General features: G+C 64.3%; 19 protein-coding genes. 2 read left to right on the forward strand and 17 right to left on the reverse strand.

The window, feature by feature from the left end; all coding sequences use genetic code 11:
- Nucleotides 1-12: 12 nt before the first annotated feature.
- From HMPREF2914_RS12950 to cfaB, 5 genes are all read right to left on the reverse strand, one after another.
- Nucleotides 13-1,257 (reverse strand): serine hydrolase domain-containing protein, encoded by a 1,245-nt coding sequence (locus tag HMPREF2914_RS12950; RefSeq protein ID WP_016264006.1) that lies wholly within the window; start codon nucleotides 1,255-1,257, stop codon nucleotides 13-15.
- 86 nt (nucleotides 1,258-1,343) lie between these two features.
- A complete protein-coding gene (locus HMPREF2914_RS12955; RefSeq protein ID WP_023092809.1) occupies nucleotides 1,344-1,742 on the reverse strand; it encodes a DUF1850 domain-containing protein in 399 nt (132 codons plus the stop codon).
- A complete protein-coding gene (locus HMPREF2914_RS12960; RefSeq protein WP_003097101.1) occupies nucleotides 1,739-3,763 on the reverse strand; it encodes a TRAP transporter permease in 2,025 nt (674 codons plus the stop codon). The genes HMPREF2914_RS12955 and HMPREF2914_RS12960 overlap by 4 nt, the downstream gene beginning before the upstream one ends.
- Nucleotides 3,764-3,836: 73 nt before the next feature.
- On the reverse strand, nucleotides 3,837-4,796 hold the full coding sequence (locus HMPREF2914_RS12965) for a TAXI family TRAP transporter solute-binding subunit (protein WP_003097103.1): 960 nt from the start codon (nucleotides 4,794-4,796) through the stop codon (nucleotides 3,837-3,839).
- Nucleotides 4,797-4,959: 163 nt separating this feature from the next.
- On the reverse strand, nucleotides 4,960-6,144 hold the full coding sequence (cfaB, locus tag HMPREF2914_RS12970; protein WP_010793612.1) for a C17 cyclopropane fatty acid synthase CfaB: 1,185 nt from the start codon (nucleotides 6,142-6,144) through the stop codon (nucleotides 4,960-4,962).
- A 238-nt stretch (nucleotides 6,145-6,382) separates the two neighbouring features.
- Here cfaB and HMPREF2914_RS12975 point away from each other — a divergent pair, with 238 nt between their 5' ends.
- Both HMPREF2914_RS12975 and HMPREF2914_RS12980 read left to right on the forward strand, forming a co-directional pair.
- Nucleotides 6,383-7,006, forward strand: coding sequence for an HAD-IB family phosphatase (locus tag HMPREF2914_RS12975; protein WP_003097106.1), 624 nt, complete (start codon nucleotides 6,383-6,385; stop codon nucleotides 7,004-7,006).
- A 359-nt stretch (nucleotides 7,007-7,365) separates the two neighbouring features.
- Nucleotides 7,366-8,571, forward strand: a complete 1,206-nt coding sequence (locus HMPREF2914_RS12980; RefSeq protein WP_023092810.1) for an MFS transporter — start codon at nucleotides 7,366-7,368, stop codon at nucleotides 8,569-8,571.
- Nucleotides 8,572-8,634: 63 nt separating this feature from the next.
- Here the strand turns inward: HMPREF2914_RS12980 and glmS are convergent, their stop codons facing one another.
- From glmS to HMPREF2914_RS13040, 12 genes are all read right to left on the reverse strand, one after another.
- A complete protein-coding gene (glmS, locus tag HMPREF2914_RS12985; RefSeq protein WP_003097120.1) occupies nucleotides 8,635-10,470 on the reverse strand; it encodes a glutamine--fructose-6-phosphate transaminase (isomerizing) in 1,836 nt (611 codons plus the stop codon).
- A 15-nt stretch (nucleotides 10,471-10,485) separates the two neighbouring features.
- Nucleotides 10,486-11,259 (reverse strand): DeoR/GlpR family DNA-binding transcription regulator, encoded by a 774-nt coding sequence (locus HMPREF2914_RS12990; protein WP_003458389.1) that lies wholly within the window; start codon nucleotides 11,257-11,259, stop codon nucleotides 10,486-10,488.
- Between the two features lie 67 nt (nucleotides 11,260-11,326).
- The gene (locus HMPREF2914_RS12995) at nucleotides 11,327-11,836 is read right to left on the reverse strand and encodes a M23 family metallopeptidase (RefSeq protein ID WP_003109146.1); all 510 of its coding nucleotides are present in this window, start codon (nucleotides 11,834-11,836) and stop codon (nucleotides 11,327-11,329) included.
- 13 nt (nucleotides 11,837-11,849) lie between these two features.
- Complete coding sequence (gene glmU, locus HMPREF2914_RS13000) at nucleotides 11,850-13,214, reverse strand: bifunctional UDP-N-acetylglucosamine diphosphorylase/glucosamine-1-phosphate N-acetyltransferase GlmU (protein ID WP_003114651.1); 1,365 nt, start codon at nucleotides 13,212-13,214, stop codon at nucleotides 11,850-11,852.
- 120 nt (nucleotides 13,215-13,334) lie between these two features.
- Nucleotides 13,335-13,760 (reverse strand): F0F1 ATP synthase subunit epsilon, encoded by a 426-nt coding sequence (locus tag HMPREF2914_RS13005; RefSeq protein ID WP_003097128.1) that lies wholly within the window; start codon nucleotides 13,758-13,760, stop codon nucleotides 13,335-13,337.
- Between the two features lie 41 nt (nucleotides 13,761-13,801).
- Complete coding sequence (gene atpD / locus HMPREF2914_RS13010; RefSeq protein ID WP_003097130.1) at nucleotides 13,802-15,178, reverse strand: F0F1 ATP synthase subunit beta; 1,377 nt, start codon at nucleotides 15,176-15,178, stop codon at nucleotides 13,802-13,804.
- 30 nt (nucleotides 15,179-15,208) lie between these two features.
- Nucleotides 15,209-16,069 (reverse strand): F0F1 ATP synthase subunit gamma, encoded by an 861-nt coding sequence (atpG, locus tag HMPREF2914_RS13015; RefSeq protein ID WP_003097132.1) that lies wholly within the window; start codon nucleotides 16,067-16,069, stop codon nucleotides 15,209-15,211.
- Between the two features lie 50 nt (nucleotides 16,070-16,119).
- Nucleotides 16,120-17,664: a F0F1 ATP synthase subunit alpha gene (gene atpA / locus HMPREF2914_RS13020; protein WP_003097134.1), complete on the reverse strand. Its 1,545-nt coding sequence runs from the start codon at nucleotides 17,662-17,664 to the stop codon at nucleotides 16,120-16,122.
- A gap of 18 nt (nucleotides 17,665-17,682) precedes the next feature.
- On the reverse strand, nucleotides 17,683-18,219 hold the full coding sequence (locus tag HMPREF2914_RS13025) for a F0F1 ATP synthase subunit delta (RefSeq protein ID WP_003097135.1): 537 nt from the start codon (nucleotides 18,217-18,219) through the stop codon (nucleotides 17,683-17,685).
- A gap of 11 nt (nucleotides 18,220-18,230) precedes the next feature.
- Entirely contained in the window at nucleotides 18,231-18,701 is a 471-nt protein-coding gene (locus tag HMPREF2914_RS13030) for a F0F1 ATP synthase subunit B (RefSeq protein ID WP_003100235.1), read from the reverse strand.
- A 57-nt stretch (nucleotides 18,702-18,758) separates the two neighbouring features.
- Nucleotides 18,759-19,016: a F0F1 ATP synthase subunit C gene (gene atpE / locus HMPREF2914_RS13035; RefSeq protein WP_003097235.1), complete on the reverse strand. Its 258-nt coding sequence runs from the start codon at nucleotides 19,014-19,016 to the stop codon at nucleotides 18,759-18,761.
- Between the two features lie 49 nt (nucleotides 19,017-19,065).
- On the reverse strand, nucleotides 19,066-19,458 hold a 393-nt coding region (locus HMPREF2914_RS13040; protein WP_139148206.1), incomplete at its 5' end, for a F0F1 ATP synthase subunit A.

Below are 19,458 nucleotides of genomic sequence, written 5' to 3' on the forward strand. Positions count from 1 at the left end.
TCGCCCACGGCCCTAGCGCAGGGCTTTCACCGCCGCGCCAAGGAAGGCATAGGTCTCCTCCTCGCGATCGTCCATCTCCGGCTTCGGCCAGGCGCTCCAGACCACCGCCACGATCTTCTCCTTGCGGTTGATGTAGAGGTACTGGCCGAAGATGCCCTGGGCTTCGAAGGCCCCGCCGTCATGCTCGGGCAGGGCCTTGGCGCCCACCGGGAAGGTCCACCACTGGTAGCCGTAGCCGAGCGCGTATTCGCCATCGTAGAGCTTGCCCGGGGCCAGGTGGGAAGAAGCCTCGACGCGACTGGCACGATCGACCCACCCTTCGGGAAGGATACGTTCGCCATCGATCACCCCGTCCTCGAGGACGAACTGGCCGAAGCGGCCATAGTCGCGCAGGGTCGCGCTCAAGCCGCTGCTGCCGATCTCTTGCCCGGCCGGCGATTCCAGTTGCCAGAAGCCGTCGCTCTCCATGCCCATCCGCGCCCAGATCCGCTCGGACAGGTAGTCGCTCACCGGAATGCGGGTCGCCGCGTGCAGCAGCTCGCTCTGCAGGTGCGACTCTCCGGTGCTGTAGGTGAAGTGGGTACCGGCCGGGTACTGCCGCGGCAGGCTCGCCAGCAGCCGCAGGATGCCACCGGGACGTTCGGCGAGCTGGGCGTCGAACATCTGCCGGCGGTCGGACTTCGGATCGCGATAGGTCTCGTTCCAGCGGACCCCGGAACTCATCTGCAGGACCTGCTCCACCGTCACCCCCTGGTAGGCGGAGCCGGCCAGGCTCGGCAGGTACTTGTCCACAGGCTGGTCGAGAGCCAGCAGGCCCTGCTGCACGGCGGCGCCCACCAGGGTCGAGGAGATCGACTTGACCACCGAGAACGAGGTCCAGCGCGTGCGTTCGTCGTTGCCCAGGCCGTAGCGCTCCAGGGCGACCTTGCCATCCTTGAGGACCAGCACGCCGCCAACGCGGTTGCGCCGCATGAAATCGTCGACGCCGTATTCCTCGCCGCCGATCCGGTAGCGCGGCGCGATGGCCACACCCGCCGGCAGCGGACGGACCTTGGTCCCCTTGTGGATAACCCGGGTCGGATAGACCTTGTCCATGTTCCGGTAGGTGTCCGGCTGGTATTCCGGGATCAGTTCATAGAGATCGGCGGCACGGCCGATCCGCGGGTTTTCCACAGCCGCGTCGGCGCCGGCCGAGCCGCTTGCCGAGACGAACAGTGCCAGCAGGGCCGGCCGGAAGACTGATATACAGCTACGCATGGACGTTTTCCTTATGACCGGAAGCAGCTCCGGCTTCGTCGTTTTTATGGATGTGGACTGGCGTCGCAGGGTTATCCACAGGACGTTCAGTCGCTCGGGCCCCGTATCGGACACGCCCAGAGTTCGACCGCCGGGCGCTCAGGGTCCGGCGGACCGATCCAGCGCGCCAGCGCATCGCAGCGCCCCTGACGGCAGATCCGGTAGTCGCCGGCCTCCGGTGTGCGCCCCAGCCGCAACGGTTGCAGCGGCGGCAACCCACGGCGGTAATGCCAGGCGCCGTCACGCAGCACGGCGCCCTCGGGAATCTCCATCCCCGCCCCGCTGCCCCGCACCCGGGCCTCTTCCAGCAGCAGGCCGCGCTCGCTCAGGCGATAGTCTTCTTCCCAGAGCACCTTCTCGACCGTGTGTTGCCAGGCCAGGGTGAACGACTGCAGCGGCAGCGTCGCCCAGACGCTGCCGGCCATGCCCAGGCACAGCGCGATCACGCCACCGCCTCGCGCGCACGCTGGCGCCAGAGGTGCCAGCCGATCACCAGCGCGCCGAGGACGAAGCCCAGCTCGTCGCTGATCGGCAAGGCCAGGACCAGGCTGGCTCCCGCGGCGAACGCCACCAGGCGCTCCCACCAGGCCAGCGGCCCCTGCAGGTAGCCGATGGAAGCCATGCCCCACAGGCCGATGGCCAGCACCGCCTTGCAGGTGACATAGAGCGTCGCCCCCCAACCGCCTTCCTGCAGCATCAGCGCCGGGGAATACACCGCCATGAACGGCACCACGAAACCCGCCAGGGCGATGCGCACCGCCCAGAAGCTGATCTTCAATCCCCTTTCCTTGGCGATCGGCGCCGCCGCGAAGCAGGCCAGCGCCACCGGAGGGGTGAGGTCGGCGAGGATGCCGAAGTAGAAGACGAACATGTGCGAGACGATCAGCGGCACCCCCAGTTCCAGCAGCGCCGGCGCGGCGATGGAGCTGGTGATGATGTAGTTGGGGATGGTCGGGATGCCCATTCCCAGGACCAGGCAGGTGACCATGGTCAGGACCAGCGACAGCAGCAGGTTCTCCCGTCCCAGGTCGAGCACGTAGCTGGCGAAGGTGGTGGCGATGCCGGTCAGCGAAATCACCCCGATGATGACTCCCACCAGGGTGCAGGCGATGCCCACCGGAATCGCATGTCGCGCACCTTCGGCGAGGGCGCGGACGCAGATGCGCAGGGTTTCCCGGCCGCCACGGACGAACCAGCAGGCCAGGGCCAGGGCCGCGATCACAACGAAGATCACTCCGATGCCGAGGCGGAAGAACCCCGCGCAGAGCAGCCCCAGCGCCACCCAGAAGGCGATGCGCAGGCCGAGCGAGGACACCCGCAGGATGATCGCCGAACCGAGGATGACGATGGCGGTCAGCGCCAGGCCGATGGTTCCGGAGAACAGCGGCGTGCGCCCGGAGAACAGCAGCGCGATCAGCACCAGCAACGGAATCAGCAGGAACCAGCGCTCGCGGACGGCACCCCAGGCGCTCGGACACTGCTCGCGCGGCAGGCCCTTGAGGTCGGCCCGGCGGGCCTCGAGATGGACCATCCAGTACACCGAGCCGAAATACAGCAAGGCCGGGATCAGCGCCGCCTTGGCGATCTCCACGTAGGGGACGTTGATGGTCTCGGCCATGATGAACGCCACCGCCCCCATCACCGGCGGCATCAGTTGGCTGCCCATGCTCGCGGTCGCCTCGACGCCGCCGGCGAACGCCGGCTTGTAGCCGAAACGCTTCATCAGCGGGATGGTGAACTGTCCGGTGGTGACCACGTTGGCCACGCCGGAGCCGGTGATGGTGCCCATCAGCGCCGAGGAGAATACCGAGACCTTGGCCGGCCCGCCGACCCGGTGGCCGAACAGGCCCATGGCGAAATCGGTGAACAGGCGGATCATGCCGGCCTGCTCGAGGAAGGCGCCGAACAGGATGAACAGATAGATGTAGGTTGCCGACACGTAGGTCGGCGTGCCGTAGAGACCTTCGGTACCGAACGACAGCTGGTTGACGATCTGGTCGAAGCCGTAGCCGCGGTGGGCCAGGTCGCCCGGCAGGTGTTCGCCGAACAGGCCATAGGCAAGAAACAGCGCGCAGATGATCGGCAAGGCGATGCCCATCACCCGTCGCGCCGCCTCGAAGACCAGGACGATCAGCACCACGCCGACGACCATGTCGGCCTGGGTCAGCTCTCCGGAGCGCTGGATCAGGTCGGCCTCGAAAACCCACTGGTAGACCGCCGTGCCCAGGCCGGCCATGCCCAGCAACCAGGCCAACGGCTGCCAGGGGCGACGTATGCCGAAGGCGGGATAGCTGATGTACACCACCAGCAACAGCAGTCCGACGTGCATTGCCCGCAGGACCTGGGTGGAAATCAGGGGAAAGGCCGCGGTGACGACCTGGAACACGGAAAAGGCCAGGGCCACGGCGAACAGCGCGCGCGGCCAGTTTTCCGCCTCGAGGTGCAGCCCGTTCTGATGATCGCTCATGCATCGACTCCCTACAGCCGGAAACGCGGGGAACCCGGTCCGCCGCACGGACCGGGCTACGGAGAAACGGGCCTCACTCGGGCAGTACGCCCTTCTCCTTGTAGAAGCGCTCGGCGCCGGGATGCAGCGGAATCGGCAGGTTCTTCGCCGCCTTGTCCAGGGCGATGTCCTTGGCGGCAGCATGGGCGGTGACCAGGCGCGGCAGGTTGTCGAACATCAGCTTGGTCATCTGGTAGGCCAGCTCGTCGCTGACCCCGGAGTGGCTGACCAGGATATTGTCGATCGCCACCGTCGGCACGTCCTGCTCCTGGCCGTCGTAGGTGCCGGCGGGAATGCTCGCGGCGTGGTAGGCCGGGCTGTCGATCTTCGCCACCACGTCCGCCGGGATCGCGACGAAGGTGATCGGCATGGTCGAGGCCAGGTCGCGGATGGCCGCCATGCCCAAGCCGGAGGATTGCAGCGTAGCGTCGAGCTGGCGGTTCTTGATCAGCTCCACCGACTCGGCGTAGGGCAGGTACTCCACCTTGCCCATGTCCTCGTAGCTCAGGCCGGCGGCCTTGAAGATCGCCCGGGCGTTCAGCTCGGTACCGCTCTTGGGCGCGCCCACCGAAATGCGTTTGCCTTTCAGGTCGGCCAGGGTCTTGATGCCCGAGGCTTGGCTGGCCACTACCTGGATATAGTTCGGATAGGTATTGCCGATAGCCCGCAGCTTTTTCAACGGCGCCTTGAAGCCGGCGTCGGCGACCCCGTTCCAGGCGTCGGCGACCGAGTCGCCCAGCGCCAGCGCCAGTTCTCCACGCCCGGCCTGCAGCAGGTTGAGGTTCTCGACCGAGGCCTTGGTGGCCTGCACCGAGGTTTTCGCGCCCTGGATATCGTGCCCGTAGATCTGCGAGAGGCCGACCCCTATGGGGTAATAGACCCCGCTGGTGCCGCCGGTGAGGATATTGATGAAGGTCGGCGCGGCGAAGACCGCGGTACTGAAGGTCACCGTTGCGGCAAGCGTGAAAAGACCGAAGCGTCTGCTCAGCGACATGGGAAGTCTCCTGTTCTTATCGTTGTTGTCGCGCTGTCGCGGAAGCGTCCCGGCTTCCCTCGACCGCGCAGGACTTCGTGCAGACTAGACCGCCCCGCCACGCAGGACAATCCGCAAGGACCGATTGCGCGACCGGCTCCGCAAGGGAGCCGGTCGCCGGCGTTCAGGCGTACAGGTCGCGCCGCGACCAGGGCAGCTCGTGGGAGCCATCCTCGTGGGGGCGAATGGCGAGGATCTGGTGCAGGTTGATCCAGCCGCGCTTGAAGCCGTAGGCGCATCCGGCCAGGTACAGCCGCCAGATCCGCAGGGTTTCCTCGGGCACCAGGCGAGCCGCCTCCTTCAGCCTGGCTTCCAGGTTGGCGCTCCAAAAGTCCAGGGTCCGGGCGTAGTGCAGACGCAGGCTTTCCACGTCGACTACTTCCAGCCCGGCTTCGCTCATCCGCGCCACCGCCAGCGACAGGTGCGGCAGCTCGCCGTGGGGAAACACGTAGCGATCGATGAAGTCGCCGGCCCCCTTGCCCACCGGGCGGCCGTCGGTGTAGCGCGAGGTGATGCCGTGGTTCATCACCAGGCCGCCGGGACGCACCGCATCGTAGAGTTGCTGGAAGTACAGCCCCAGGTTGGCGTGCCCGACGTGCTCGAACATGCCGACGCTGACCACCTTGTCGAAGCGACCATCGCGCGGCAGGTCGCGGTAGTCCAGCAGCTTGAGGGTGACCCGGTCCTCCAGGCCTTCGGCCTTGACCCGCTTCCGCCCGAGCGCCAGCTGCTCCTTGCTCAATGTGATGCCAGTGACCTCGACGCCGAACTCGCGAGCGGCCAGGCGCGCCAGGCCCCCCCAGCCGCAACCGACATCGAGCAGCTTCTCGCCCGGCTGCAGTCGCAGCTTGCGACACAGGTGGCGGAGCTTGGCCAGTTGCGCAGTGGCGAGGTCTTCCTTGCCGGTCTCGAAATAGGCGCAGGAATAGACCATTTCCGGATCCAGCCAGAGCTGGTAGAAGTCGTTGGACAGGTCGTAGTGGTAATGGATGGCTTCGGCGTCGGTGACCTTGTCGTGGCTTTCGCGAACCGGCGGCGCGGCGCCATCGGGTCCGCCGAGCGCTTCGCTGAGGGCATCGCCGATACCGATGACCTGGCTGATCGGTCCTTCGATGTCGAGGCGCTTCTCGACGTAGGCCTTGCCCAGCGCATCGAGGCTGGGATGGGTGATCTCGGTTAGCAGCGAGGGATCGCGAATGACCATGGTTACCTGTGGATCCGGCCCCAGATCGAACGCCTGAGCATCGCCGATGCGGATCCGCAACGGCAGTTGCAGGGACAGCAACTCAGAGGGGAGCTGTGCAATCATGCCAAACCTCCTGGTCACAAGACGGAATCACTATAGTCCAGTACCTTGATAGAGTTTTGCTATCGGCTACTTAGCCTCCTATCTATCGATGCAAAACCCTCTCAACACTCGGATTCAGGTTAGCAGCCAGTCTGCCTATGAATAATTGACAGTTTTGATATACAAACTTTCCCTTGCTGCAATAACGGAACGACGCATAGTCCGTGTCAAAGGAAAGGAAGCGATATAAGGAACGCCGATGAACGAGACCGTGTCCCTCGAAACACGCGAAGTACGCTTTCTCTCCGTGTTCGACTTCGACGGTACGCTGACATACCGAGACAGCTTCGTGCCCTTCCTGCGCTTCGCCTTCGGCAACCGGGTGTTCGTCCGCCGCATGCTGCGCATGGCAGGACCCAGCCTGGCCTATCTCTGCCGGCGTATCGGCCGCGACGACCTGAAGGCGCGCCTGATCGCCACCTTCCTCACCGATGTGCCCGTACATGTGCTGGAAGAGCGGGCGCTGGCCTACCAGAACCGCTTCTGGGAAACACTGATGCGTCCCCACGCATTGACCGCGGTGGCCGACCAGGTCAGCAGCGGCAGCACCGTGACCATCTGTTCCGCCTCCCCTTCGCTGCTACTCAGGCCGTTCGCCGAGAAGCTCGGGGTGCACCTGATCGCCACCGAGCTGGAAGTGGTAGACGGCGTACTGACCGGCAGGATCGTCGGCCGCAACTGCCGGCGCGACGAGAAAGTCTGCCGCCTGGAGCGGCACTACGGTCCGCTGACCCAATACTCCCTGCGCGCCTGGGGCGACTCGCGCGGCGATACGGAACTGCTGGCGGCGGCGCTGGAGCGCTTCTGGAAACCGTTCCGCTGACCTGTTGCCGGGTATGGTCTGGTCCGAGTATCAATCCAAAGTGGGAACCAAACCGGGGCGAATGTCGCGATATCCGGCAGGAGAGCAAAATTCGGCTAACGTTCCCATAGGGTAGTTTCTCCTGCGCTCCCAAGCCCGGGCGGTTCCGCTTGCGGCGATACTCCGAAGCCTTCTTCGATGAAATCGTGCACTGGCGCCCGGAATCTCGCTTCGTTCCCTTCTTTTCTCCCCGCCGTTCCCGCACCAGCCACACAACCATCCCTTCCATAGCCCGAGCGGTTCATCCCTGGCCCTGGCGCCGGCTCCGCGAGCCGGCGCCCCCTTGGCGTTCGTCCGCTCATTCAGCCAAAGAGAACATCATGAACCAGAAAATTTCCCCGCCTTCACAGAAGCTCGACGGCCTGTTCCTGCTGGCCCTGTCGATGGCCGTGTTCTTCGTCGGCGTGACCGAGTTCATGCTGTCCTCCATGCTCGGGCCGCTGGCGCAGGCGTTCCACACCACTACCAGCGGCGCCGCCTGGCTGATCTCCAGCTACGCGTTCTCCTATGCGATCGCCGCGCCGTTGCTGGGCTACTTCTCCGACCGCATGCAACGCAGGAAGCTGCTGCTGCTCGCCCTGATCCTCTTCGCCGTCGATACCCTGGCCATCGTCATCGCCCCGACCCTGGAAATTGCCGTTGTCCTGCGGGTAATCGGGGGCATCGCCTCGGCAATCATCATTCCGACCACCTTCGCCCTGGTCGCGGAGGTGGTCGCCCCGCAAAGACAGGCCGGTGCCATGGGCCAGGTGATGCTCGGCATGACCCTCGGCATTGCCGCCGGCCCGGCACTGGCCGGCCTCCTCTCGGACTTCTTCGGCTGGGCGACGCCCTTCCTGATGGTCTCGTGCGGTTGCGTGCTGGTCTTCCTGATGGCGCGCCAGCGCCTTCCCGTGCAAGCCGTGGCACCGCGCGCCGAGGGCCACGCGCTGGGCTGGTGCAGGCAATGGAGCATCCTCAGGCCACTGATCGCCAAGGGGGCCTGGAACGGCACCGGGGTCGCCGGCCTGCTTCTCTCGGGAGAGGTGCTGCGCCAGCGCTACGGCTTCAGCACCGCGCAGATAGGCGTCAGCATCGCCGCCTTCGGCGTGGGCCTGGCCGTGGGCAACCTCGCCGCGGGTTACCTGCAACGTTATCTGAAGCGCGACGAAGACATGCTCCTGCTGGTGCTGGCGCTCCTGGTGCTATCGATGTCGACCTTCATGCTCCTGCCGCTAACGTTGCCCGTGGCACTCTGCTGCCTGGGCGCCTGGGGCGCCGCGCTGGGCCTGGGCGCGCCGGCGGGCACGGTGGTACTCGCCTCGCGCTCCGGGCCGGACAAGGGCATGGTGCTGTCGTTCGCCGAGACGTTCAACAACATCGCTATTCTCGCCAGCGTGCCCCTGGCTGTGCGACTGCTGGAGCTGAGGGGGCCGCCCGCCACCCTGTGGGTATTGGGCATCGGCCTGGGGATCGGCGCCTGGCTCACCGTGCTGGACTGGTTCGCCAGCCGCAGGAGCGACGAGGCGCTGCCGTTGCGCGATTGACGGCGAGCGCCGCGATCACCGGGGCCGCATGCCTGCCCCGGCTTCTCGGGTACGCGGCCAGCGTTACTCGACGGTGACCGACTTGGCCAGGTTGCGCGGCTGGTCGACGTCGGTGCCCTTGAGCACGGCGACATGGTACGAGAGCAATTGCAACGGGATGGTGTAAAGGATCGGCGAGAGCACGTCGCCGATGTGCGGCATGCCCACCACATGGGTGCCCTCGCCAGCCTCGATGCCCGCGCCTTCGTCGGCGAACACCACCAGTTCGCCGCCGCGGGCGCGGACTTCCTGCAGGTTCGACTTGAGCTTCTCCACCAGCTCGTTGTTCGGCGCCACGGTAACCACCGGCATGTCGCTGTCCACCAGCGCCAGCGGACCATGCTTGAGTTCGCCGGCCGGGTAGGCTTCGGCATGGATATAGGAAATTTCCTTGAGCTTCAGCGCGCCTTCCAGGGCCACCGGGAACTGCGCGCCACGGCCGAGGAACAGGGTGTGGTGCTTCTCGGCGAACAGCTCGGAAACCTTCTCCACCGTCCGGTTCATCGCCAGCGCCTCGCCCAGCCGGGTCGGCAGGCGACGCAGTTCGTCCACCAGCTCGGCTTCGACGCCATCGGCCAGGCGCTTCTGCACCTGGCCGATGCCCAGGGTCAGCAGCAGCAGGGCGACCAACTGGGTGGTGAAGGCCTTGGTCGAGGCCACGCCGATTTCCGGGCCGGCCTGGGTCAGCAGGGTCAGGTCGGATTCGCGCACCAGCGAACTGGTGGCAACGTTGCAGATCGCCACGCTGGAGAGGAAGCCCAGCTCCTTGGCGTTGCGCAGGGCAGCCAGGGTGTCGGCGGTCTCACCGGACTGGGAGATGGTGACGAACAGGCAATCCGGCTGCACCGCGACCTTGCGGTAGCGGAACTCGCTGGCAACCTCCACCTGGCAGGGAATCCCGGTCAGGCTTTCCAGCCAGTAACGGGCGACCATGCCGGCGTGGTAGCTGGTACCGCAGGCGACGATCTGCACGTTGCGAACCTTGGCGAACAGCTCCGCCGCCTGCGGGCCGAAGCTTTCCACCATTACCTGGTTCTGCCCGAGGCGGCCTTCCAGGGTGCGCTGCACGACGCTGGGCTGCTCGTGGATTTCCTTGAGCATGAAGTGCCGGTACTCGCCCTTGTCGGCGGCTTCGGCGCCTTCGTGGTACTGCACGGTCTCGCGCTGCACGTCGTTGCCCTGGACATCCCACAGGCGCACGCTGTCGCGACGGATCTCGGCGATATCGCCTTCTTCCAGGTAGATGAAGCGGTCGGTCACCTGGCGCAGCGCCAGTTGGTCGGAAGCGAGGAAGTTCTCGCCAAGCCCGAGGCCGATCACCAGCGGGCTGCCGCTGCGGGCGGCGACGATGCGGTCCGGCTGCGCCGCGCTGATCACTGCCAGGCCATAGGCCCCGTGCAATTCCTTGACCGCGTCCTTCAGCGCCAGGGTCAGGTCGCCGATGGACTGCAGCTTGTGATGCAGCAGGTGGACGATGACCTCGGTGTCGGTTTGCGAGGTGAACACGTAGCCCAGGCCCTTGAGCCGCTCACGGAGAGGTTCGTGGTTCTCGATGATGCCGTTGTGCACCACCGCCAGTTCGTCGCTGGAGAAATGCGGGTGGGCGTTGCCTTCGGTTGGCGCGCCGTGGGTCGCCCAGCGGGTATGGGCGATGCCCAGGCGGCCGAGCAGCGGCGTACCGGCCAGGCCTTCCTCCAGGCTGGCGACCTTGCCGACCCGGCGGCAGCGCTGCAGCCTGCCTTCGTTATCGAAGACCGCCACGCCGGCGCTGTCGTAGCCGCGATACTCGAGGCGCTTGAGGCCTTCGATGAGGATGGGGGTGATGTTGCGCTCGGCGATCGCGCCTACGATTCCACACATGGGGTCTTTCTCCTTTCAGGCCTCGACCGGGGCGCAGATCAGCGTGACGCCCCGGGCGGTTATCTGTTCGCGCGCGGAAGGTTCCAGGCGCTCGTCGGTAATCAGGGTATGGATGCTGCTCCAGGGCAATTCCTGGTTGGGAATGCGCCGACCGACCTTGTCGGCCTCGGCCATGACGATCACCTCGCGGGCGACCTCGGCCATCACCCGGCTCAGGCCCAGCAATTCGTTGAACGTGGTCGTCCCGCGTTCGAGATCGATGCCGTCGGCACCGATGAATAGTTGGTCGAAGTCATAGGAACGCAGCACCTGCTCGGCAACCTGCCCCTGGAACGACTCGGAATGCGGATCCCAGGTCCCCCCGGTCATCAGCAGCACCGGCTCGTGCTCCAGTTCGCGCAGGGCGTTGACCACGTTCAGTGAGTTGGTCATCACCACCAGGCCCGGCTTGTGCCCGAGTTCGGGGATCATCGCCGCGGTGGTGCTGCCACTGTCGATGATGATCCGCGCATGCTCGCGGATGCGCGCCGCGGCGGCGCGACCGATAGCCTGCTTGTAGGGCGAGACGGGCTGCGCGGCTTCGCCGATCAGTTCCTGCGGCATCGGCACCGCACCGCCGTAGCGACGCAACAGCAGGCCGTGGCTTTCCATGGCGGCGAGGTCCTTGCGGATGGTCACTTCCGAGGTGGAAAAGCGCTTGGCGAGTGCGTCCACGCTGACCTCGCCCTGCTCGGAAAGCAGCGCGAGGATGGCATGGCGACGTTGCGGCGTATTACGTTTCGAGATCACTTAAGTTTCGTTTCGAAAGAAAAGTGTGCGAATCAAAACTTATCCGGCGATTCCCGTCAATGACTTTTCATCGGCTCGGCAGCACCGTATTGGGATCGAGGTAGAACATTTTCTTCCAACCCTGGGTGCTGGCGTCGGCCAGCCAGGGATAGGGCAGCAAGGTGATGATCGCGTAGTGCAGGTGGGCCGGCTTGCCGCGCGCGTTGCCGGTGGTTCCGACCGCACCCAGGCGGGAACCGGCGAGGACCGGCTGGCCCGGATAGGTGTCGAGGCTATCGAGATGGGCGTAGTAATGCAGGCGCCACTTGGGCGCCAGCACCAGGACGACCTTGCCGCCGAGGGCGATCTCCCCGCGATAGAGCACCAGGCCGTAGCTGGCGGAGCGTACGGGGGTGCCGCTGCGGGCGAAGATGTCGATGCCCTTGTGCACTCCGGAGCGCCCCCAGGGCTCGAACCAGAAGGTTCGCGGATTCCAGTCGCGGGCACTGGCGCCTTCGACGGGTATCCGCGGCCATTCGGGCAGCACCGCCCAGGCTATGAGCAGCCCCAGCACGATCCATTTCGCAGGCTTCGGCATCCGTGCCGCTCCGTTACTTCTTGATTTTTTCCGGGCGCTTCCAGTTTTCCAGGTTCTTCTGCCGGGCGCGGCCGAAGGCCAGGTTCTTCGCCGGAACCTCATGGGTGATGGTGGAGCCGGCCGCGGTCGTCGCGCCATCGCCGATCTTCAGCGGCGCCACCAGCGAGTTGTTCGAGCCGATGAACACATCGTCGCCCAGCTCGGTGCGGAACTTGTTCGCGCCATCGTAGTTGCAGGTGATGGTGCCGGCGCCGATGTTGCAGTTGGCGCCCAGCTCGGCATCGCCCAGGTAGCTCAGGTGGCCGGCCTTGCTGCCCTCGCCCAGGCGGGCATTCTTCAGTTCGACGAAGTTGCCGACATGGGCCCGAGCGCCGAGCACGCTGCCCGGACGCAGGCGGGCGAACGGACCGGCATCGCTACCCTCGCCCAGCTCCGCGCCTTCCAGATGGCTGTTGGCCTTGATCACCGCGCCACGCCGCAGGACGCTGTCGCGAATCACGCAGTTCGGTCCGATGCGCACGTCGTCCTCGATCACCACGCGGCCTTCCAGCACCACGTTGACGTCGATCAGCACGTCGCGGCCGACCGAGATTTCGCCACGGACATCCAGGCGCTGCGGATCGAGCAGGGTCACGCCCTGGCGCATCAGCTCCTCCGCGCGCAGGCGCTGGTAGTGACGCTCCAGCTGGGCCTGTTGCATGCGGTCATTGACGCCCTGCACTTCCATCGCGTCCAGCGGTTGGGCGCTGGCAACCACCAGGCCGTCGCCGACCGCCATGGCGATCACGTCGGTCAGGTAGTACTCGCCCTGGGCGTTGTCGTTGGACAGGCGGCCGAGCCAGTCGGCAAGGCGCTTGCCCGGCACCGCGAGGATGCCGGTGTTGATCTCGCCGATCTGGCGCTGCGCCGGGGTCGCGTCCTTGTGCTCGACGATGGCCTGCACCGCGCCCTGGTCGTCACGGACGATGCGGCCGTAGCCGGTGGGGTCGAGCATGTCGACGGTGAGCAACGACAACTGGTCCGGGGTGACTTGCGCCAGCAGGCGCTGCAAGGTGTCCAGCTGGATCAGCGGCACGTCGCCGTAGAGGATCAGCACCTGGTCTGCACTGAGGAACGGCAGGGCCTGGGCCACCGCATGGCCCGTACCGAGCTGTTCGGCCTGGAGCACGAAATTCAGGTCGTCGGCGGCCATCCGCTCACGCACCAGATCCGCGCCGTGGCCGATCACCACGTGGATCCGTTCCGGCTGCAACTGGCGCGCGCAGTCGATGACGTGGCCGAGCATCGGCTTGCCGGCAATGGGATGGAGGACCTTGGGCAGGGCCGAACGCATGCGGGTGCCCTGGCCGGCGGCGAGAATCACGATTTCAAGGGACATGGACTGGACTACCGTTCCTGGTGGTCACAGGCAAAACCTGTGAGTGAAGATGCAAAACGAAAAAAGGGTAGCCCACAGGCTACCCTTTTCCCTGACACCGCTAGAAGTACCGGCTGGAAATCAGCCGCCGAACTTCTTGCGCAGTTGCTGGACGGTGCGCAGCTGGGCTGCGGCTTCGGCCAGACGCGCGGCAGCGGCGCTGTAGTCGAACTCGGCGCCCTTGCCCTGTAGCGCCTTTTCGGCAGCCTTCAGGGCTTCCTGGGCGGCCGCTTCGTCGAGGTCGCCGGCACGAACCACGGTGTCGGCGAGGACCTTGACCATGTTCGGCTGGACTTCGAGGAAACCGCCGGAGATGTAGTACACCTCCTGCTCGCCGCCCTGCTTGACCAGGCGGATGGGGCCCGGTTTCAGGTCGGTGATCAGCGGCGCGTGGCCCGGGGCGATACCCAGGTCACCCAGAGCGCCGTGCGCGATAACCATCTCGACCAGGCCGGAGAAGATCTCCGCCTCGGCGCTGACGATGTCGCAATGGACTGTTATGGCCATACGCTTGCCTCACATGAGCGCCCGTCGCCGGGCGCACAGGATTACAGTTTTTTGGCTTTCTCGACCGCTTCTTCGATACCGCCGACCATGTAGAACGCCTGCTCCGGCAGGTGATCGTAGTCGCCGTTGAGAATGCCCTTGAAGCCAGCGATGGTGTCCTTCAGGGAAACGTACTTGCCCGGCGAGCCGGTGAAGACTTCCGCTACGAAGAACGGCTGGGACAGGAAGCGCTGGATCTTACGAGCGCGCGCCACCAGCAGCTTGTCGGCTTCGGACAGTTCGTCCATGCCCAGGATCGCGATGATGTCCTTCAGCTCCTTGTAGCGCTGCAGAACATACTGGACGCCGCGAGCGGTGTCGTAGTGATCCTGGCCGATCACCAGCGGATCGAGCTGGCGAGAGGTCGAGTCCAGCGGGTCGACCGCGGGGTAGATACCCAGCGAGGCGATGTCACGGGACAGTACGACGGTCGCGTCCAGGTGGGCGAAGGTGGTCGCCGGGGACGGGTCGGTGAGGTCGTCCGCGGGAACGTATACGGCCTGGATCGAGGTGATCGAACCTTTCTTGGTGGAGGTGATGCGTTCCTGCAGAACGCCCATCTCTTCGGCCAGGGTCGGCTGATAGCCCACCGCGGACGGCATACGGCCCAGCAGTGCGGACACTTCGGTACCGGCGAGGGTGTAACGGTAGATGTTGTCGATGAACAACAGAACGTCACGGCCTTCGTCACGGAACTTCTCGGCCATGGTCAGGCCGGTCAGTGCGACGCGCAGACGGTTGCCCGGCGGCTCGTTCATCTGGCCGTATACCAGGGCTACCTTGTCCAGTACGTTGGAGTCCTTCATCTCGTGGTAGAAGTCGTTACCCTCACGAGTACGCTCGCCCACACCCGCGAACACGGAATAACCGCTGTGCTCGATGGCGATGTTACGGATCAGTTCCATCATGTTGACGGTCTTGCCCACGCCGGCGCCGCCGAACAGGCCTACCTTGCCGCCCTTGGCGAACGGGCAGACCAGGTCGATCACCTTGATGCCGGTTTCCAGCAGCTCGTTGCCGCCAGCCTGGTCGGCATAGGACGGAGCTTCGCGGTGGATGCCCCAGCGCTCTTCTTCGCCGATGGGGCCGGCTTCGTCGATCGGGTTGCCCAGTACGTCCATGATCCGGCCCAGGGTCGCTTTACCGACCGGCACGGAGATGGCAGCACCAGTGCTGTCCACGTTCAGGCCACGCTTGAGGCCTTCGGTGGAACCCATCGCAATGGAACGAACCACGCCGTCGCCCAGCTGCTGCTGGACTTCCAGGGTGGTTTCAACGCCCTGAACCTTCAGGGCTTCATAGATGCTCGGCACGGCATCGCGCGGGAATTCCACGTCGATCACGGCGCCGATGATTTGAACGATACGTCCGCTACTCATGTCTGGTTCCTCTGAATTTTGAACCTGTTCTTACACCGCGGCAGCGCCGCCGACGATTTCCGAGATTTCCTGGGTGATCGCCGCCTGACGCGCCTTGTTGTAGATCAGCTGCAAATCGCTGATCAGCTCGCCGGCGTTGTCGGTAGCGTTCTTCATTGCAATCATCCGGGCCGCCTGCTCACAGGCGTTATTCTCAACCACGGCCTGGTACACCTGGGATTCCACGTAACGCACCAGCAGCCCGTCGAGGAGCGACTTGGCGTCGGGTTCGTAGAGATAGTCCCAGTGGTGCTTCAGCTCCTGATCGTCATCGGCCACCAGCGGAATCAGCTGTTCCACGGTCGGCTTCTGGGTCATGGTGTTGACGAACTTGTTGGAGACCACGAACAGGCGATCGATACGGCCTTCGAGGTATGCGTCGAGCATCACCTTGACACTGCCGATCAGGTCGTTGATCGAAGGCTCTTCGCCGAGGTGGCTGATAGCTGCCACGACGTTGCCGCCGAAACTGCGGAAGAACGAAGCGCCCTTGCTACCGATCACGCAAAGGTCGATTTCCGCCCCTTGCTCGCGGTAGCCGCTCATGTCCTTGACGAGGGACTTGAACAGGTTGATGTTCAGACCGCCGCACAGACCACGGTCACTGCTCACCACGATGTAGCCGACGCGCTTGACTTCACGCTCGACCATGAACGGGTGACGGTATTCCGGGTTGGCGTTGGCCAGATGGCCGATCACCTGGCGAATACGCTCCGCGTAGGGACGGCCGGCCGCCATGCGCATTTGTGCCTTGCGCATCTTGCTCACCGCCACTTTTTCCATGGCATTGGTGATCTTTTGCGTGCTTTTGATGCTCGCAATCTTGCTGCGAATCTCTTTTGCGCCTGCCATTTGACACCTATCGGGTTAGCAGGCGGGAGCCTCGCGGCTCCCGCTGCGGCTTACCAGGTTTGGGTGGCCTTGAACTTCTCGATGCCGGCCTTGATGCCCGCGTCGATTTCGTCGTTGAAGTCACCTTTCTCGTTGATCTTCGCCAGCAGAGCGGCATGCTCGCGCTGGAAGTAGGAGATCAACGCCTGCTCGAAGCTACCGACCTTGGCGATTTCGACGTCCTGCAGGAAGCCACGCTCGGCGGCATACAGGGACAGCGACATCTCGGCGATCGACATCGGCGCGTACTGCTTCTGCTTCATCAGCTCGGTAACGCGCTGACCATGCTCCAGCTGCTTGCGGGTCGCTTCGTCCAGGTCCGAGGCGAACTGGGCGAAGGCCGCCAGTTCACGGTACTGGGCCAGAGCGGTACGAATGCCGCCGGACAGCTTCTTGATGATCTTGGTCTGGGCCGCGCCACCTACGCGGGATACCGAGATACCGGCGTTGACGGCCGGACGGATACCCGAGTTGAACATGGCGGATTCCAGGAAGATCTGGCCGTCGGTGATCGAGATCACGTTGGTCGGAACGAACGCGGAAACGTCGCCGGCCTGGGTCTCGATGATCGGCAGCGCGGTCAGCGAGCCGGTCTTGCCGGTCACGGCGCCGTTGGTGAACTTCTCGACATACTCTTCGGAAACGCGGGAAGCGCGCTCCAGCAGACGGCTGTGGAGATAGAACACGTCGCCCGGGTAGGCTTCGCGGCCCGGCGGACGGCGCAGCAGCAGGGAGATCTGGCGATAAGCCACGGCCTGCTTGGACAGGTCGTCGTAGACGATCAGGGCGTCTTCACCGCGATCACGGAAGTATTCGCCCATGGTGCAACCGGAGTACGGCGCCAGGTATTGCAGGGCGGCGGACTCGGAGGCGCTGGCGGCGACCACGATGGTGTTGGCCAGGGCACCGTTCTCTTCCAGCTTGCGTACGACGTTGGCGATAGTGGATTGCTTCTGGCCGATGGCCACGTAGACGCACTTAATGCCGCTGTCTTTCTGGTTGATGATGGCGTCGACCGCGAGGGCGGTCTTGCCGATCTGGCGGTCGCCGATGATCAGCTCGCGCTGGCCACGGCCTACCGGGATCATGGCGTCGACCGACTTGTAGCCGGTCTGTACCGGCTGGTCTACCGACTTACGCCAGATCACGCCCGGAGCGACCTTCTCGACCGCGTCGGTGGCCTTGGCGTCGATCGGGCCCTTGCCGTCGATCGGATTGCCCAGTGCATCGACTACGCGACCCAGCAGTTCCGGACCAACCGGAACCTCCAGGATGCGCCCGGTGCACTTGGCGTTCATGCCTTCGGCGAGGCCCTGGTATTCACCCAGGACCACGGCACCCACGGAATCCTGCTCCAGGTTCAGCGCCATACCGTAGACGCCGCCCGGGAACTCGATCATCTCGCCGTACATGACGTCGGCCAGACCGTAGATGCGCACGATACCGTCGGACACGCTGACGATGGTGCCTTCGTTTCGTGCTTGGGAGGCGACGTCGAGTTTCTCGATGCGCCCCTTGATGATTTCACTAATTTCGGAAGGATTGAGTTGCTGCATGCCGCTGCCCCTTCAAACTCAAGATTTCAACGCTTCGGCCAGTTTCGCGAGCTTGCCGCGCACCGAGCCATCGATTACCAAGTCACCGGCGCGAATGATCACGCCGCCGATCAGGCTCGCGTCTTCCGACGCATGTAGCCGCACTTCGCGACTGAGCCGGGCGCTGAGAGCCTTGGCGAGTTTGTCCTGCTGTTCTTTGCTCAAGGTGAAGGCACTGGTGACTTCTACCTCGACCGACTTTTCCTGCTCGGCCTTCAACTGCTCGTACATCTCAGCGATGGTCGGCAGCAGTTCGAGCCGCTTGTTCTCAGCCACAGTCCGGACGAAGTTCTGGGCTGGTGCATTCAGCTTGTCGCCGCACACATCGATCAGGCTCTGGGCCTTGGCCGAAGAGGTCAGCTGAGGCTCTTTGAGCAGCTGGCGCACGGTGTCGTCCTGCGACACTGCGGCCAGCACACCCAGCGCAGCCGACCAATCGGCCAGTTGCTGATGAGCCTGGGCGTACTCGAAAGCCGCCTTTGCGTAGGGACGAGCCAACGTGGTCAGTTCTGCCATAGCGCCCTCGCTTAGATCTCGGCTGCCAGTTTGGAAACCAGCTGCTCGTGCGCGTTTGCGTCGATCGAAGCACCCAGGATCTTCTCTGCGCCGGTGACGGCCAGGGCACCCACTTGGGCACGCAGGGCGTCCTTGACGCTGTTCAGTTCCTGTTCGATTTCCGCTTGGGCCTGGGCCTTCAGGCGTTCGCCTTCGGTACGGGCCTGGTCGCGGGCTTCATCGACGATCTGGTTAGCGCGTTTCTTCGCCTGTTCGACGATTTCGGCTGCCTGAGCCTTGGCTTCGCGCAGTTGCTGGCCCGCTTTCTCATGAGCCAGCTCCAGATCACGAGCCGCGCGGTTGGCAGCGTCCAGGCCGTCAGCGATCTTCTTCTGACGCTCTTGCAGAGCCGCGATGACCGGAGGCCACACGAACTTCATGCAGAACAGCACAAAGATGAAGAACGCAACGGACTGGCCAATCAGGGTTGCATTAATGTTCACGCCAACACCTCGCTCGTTCGTTGTCCGTCAAACACTCAAATCGAATGATTCGAGTGATTAGCCGGCGATTTGACCAACGAAGGGATTCGCGAAGGTGAAGAACAGGGCGATACCCACACCGATCATGGTCACGGCGTCCAGCAGGCCGGCGACGATGAACATTTTCACCTGCAGCATCGGAACCATTTCAGGCTGACGAGCTGCGCCTTCCAGGAACTTGCCACCCAGCAGACCGAAACCGATGGCGGTACCCAGGGCACCCAGGCCAATCAGCAGAGCAACGGCGATAGCAGTCAGTCCAACTACAGTTTCCATTTTTCCTCCCGACTTTTTGTCGTGTTGGTTAAAGGTTGAAGCGAATCGATTAATGGTTGTCTTCGTGCGCCATCGACAGGTAGACGATGGTCAGCATCATGAAGATGAAGGCCTGCAGGGTGATGATCAGGATGTGGAACACAGCCCACGCCCAGTTCAGGGCTACGCCCAGGGCACTCAGCAGGAACATTCCGCTACCGAACATGACGGCGATCAGAATGAAGATCAGTTCGCCGGCATACATGTTGCCGAACAGACGCAGCGCCAGCGAAACCGGCTTGGCGATCAGGGTCACGAACTCGAGCAGGAAGTTCACCGGAATCAGCAGGATCTGAACGACGATGTTCTTGCTGCTGAAGGGGTGCAGGGTCAGTTCACCGAGGAAGCCGCCGATGCCCTTGACCTTGATGCTGTAGAAGATGATCAGGGCGAACACCGAGAT

The sequence above is a fragment of the Pseudomonas sp. HMSC067G02 genome (genome assembly GCF_001813485.1).
Taxonomy (GTDB): Bacteria; Pseudomonadota; Gammaproteobacteria; order Pseudomonadales; family Pseudomonadaceae; genus Pseudomonas; species Pseudomonas aeruginosa.